At 75.4% G+C, this 512-nt stretch carries 1 protein-coding gene; it reads right to left on the bottom strand.

Annotated features, from left to right (window positions below; translation table 11 throughout):
• Positions 1-114: 114 nt before the first annotated feature.
• Positions 115-318, bottom strand: a complete 204-nt coding sequence (locus tag C667_RS23860) for a heavy-metal-associated domain-containing protein (RefSeq protein WP_004392538.1) — start codon at positions 316-318, stop codon at positions 115-117.
• Between the last annotated feature and the right edge of the window lie 194 nt (positions 319-512).

Genomic DNA, 512 nt, shown 5'->3' with positions numbered 1-512 from the left:
AGCTTCGAGCGCCGGCGCGTGCCCGGGTTCCCATGCCGGCGAGGGCCGTTGCGCGAGGCGGGCCGACGCGCGCGTGCGCCGGCCCGCCGCCCTCCGGGTGTCGCCGGGCGTGGTTCAGCGCACGCCGAAGCCCGCGTCCTCGATCGCCTGATGGATGTCGGACTCGGCGACGAAGGCGCCGTGCTCGATGGTGGCGGCGCCGGTCGCGAGCGAGATCTCCAGCCAGCCGATGCCGGGCAGGTCCTGGATGGCGTTGGTCACCAGGCGCAGGCACTCCTCGTCGCGCATGCCGGTGATCGTGAGCGTGGTCGTGTTCATGGGAGGCTCCGTGTTCGATCGCCGCATCTTGTGCGCAGGCGCGGACACGCGCAAGCCTCGCCCCCGGCGGGGCAGCGCCTCAGCGGGTGGACACGATGCGCGCAGCGCGCACCGGCGGCGCGGCCTGCGGCGCGGCGAGCAGCCTGCGGTAGAGCGCGGCGAGGCGCCCGGCCATCACGCCGTCGGCCCACTCG

The organism is Thauera phenylacetica B4P, assembly GCF_000310225.1.
GTDB classification, from domain to species: domain Bacteria; phylum Pseudomonadota; class Gammaproteobacteria; order Burkholderiales; family Rhodocyclaceae; genus Thauera; species Thauera phenylacetica.
Note: the sequence above shows the minus strand (reverse complement) of the source record. Positions and strands in the feature narration are given on the sequence as shown.

Bases quoted from the DNA above. Each gene is read 5' to 3' on its own strand.
- C667_RS23860 (WP_004392538.1), bottom strand. From the start codon at position 318: ATGAACACGACCACGCTCACGATCACCGGCATGCGCGACGAGGAGTGC.